1 protein-coding gene is annotated in these 860 nt (G+C 46.9%); it reads left to right on the plus strand.

What is annotated here, in order from left to right; translation table 11 throughout:
- The coding region (locus tag PRECH8_RS14250) for an IS3 family transposase (RefSeq protein ID WP_200967754.1) at window positions 1-774 on the plus strand (774 nt) is incomplete at its 5' end.
- Window positions 775-860 lie beyond the last annotated feature (86 nt).

The following is an 860-nucleotide window of genomic DNA, read 5'->3' on the forward strand; positions in this document are numbered from 1 at the left end:
AAGGTATCTGACAGTCGAATTAAAGGATATTTGCGCAGGCTGCTTAACGGTAAGCATGCGGCCTGCGGTTATCGTAAACTCACGGTACTGGTGCGTCGGAAATATCGTCTGATCATCAGCAAGAAGAAAATCTACCGTTTGTGCAAAGAGTTGGGCGTGTTGTTACCGCAACGTGTGATTCGAAACAACGCCCCTCGGCGCATCGCACGAAACCGAGTCGTTACCGGCCCGAACCAACTGTGGGAAATGGACGTGAAATACGGTTACGTGGCCGGTAAACGAGAGCATTTTTTTGTAGCGAGCGTTATTGATGTATTCGACCGCCAGATCATTGCGCATCATCGAGGAAAGTCCTGCACCGCTGAACATGTCGTAAAAACACTCCGTAGAGCCCTCTTAAAGCGCGGGGAGCATGTACAGGAGCGAGATCCGAACAAGAAGCTGGTGATTCGAACGGATAACGGACCGCAGTTCAAAAGCAAGAAGTTTTACGAGTTTTGCGATCTGAACAAACAACTTCTTGAACATGAGCGGATTCCCAACAAGACGCCGAACAAGAACGCTCATATTGAGGCCTTTCACAGTATCTTGGAGATGGAATGTTTTCGGTGGAATTGTTTTGAAACGTATGAAGAGGCCTTTGCCGAAGTAGACCGATTTATTCATTTTTATAACACTGAACGCATACATGGCAGTCTGCATGACTTGCCACCGAAAGAATATGCGAAGCTGGCTGCACTAGGTCAAGTTCCTGAACAAAAAATTGCGCTTTGATGTGATCCCCTAAGTTTATGTGAGGATGTGTCCAAACTTAGGGGGCTAATCCGCTAACGGAACTACAGTACCTTATTTGCCAAAAA

This window comes from Insulibacter thermoxylanivorax, assembly GCF_015472005.1.
Classification (GTDB): Bacteria; Bacillota; Bacilli; order Paenibacillales; family DA-C8; genus Insulibacter; species Insulibacter thermoxylanivorax.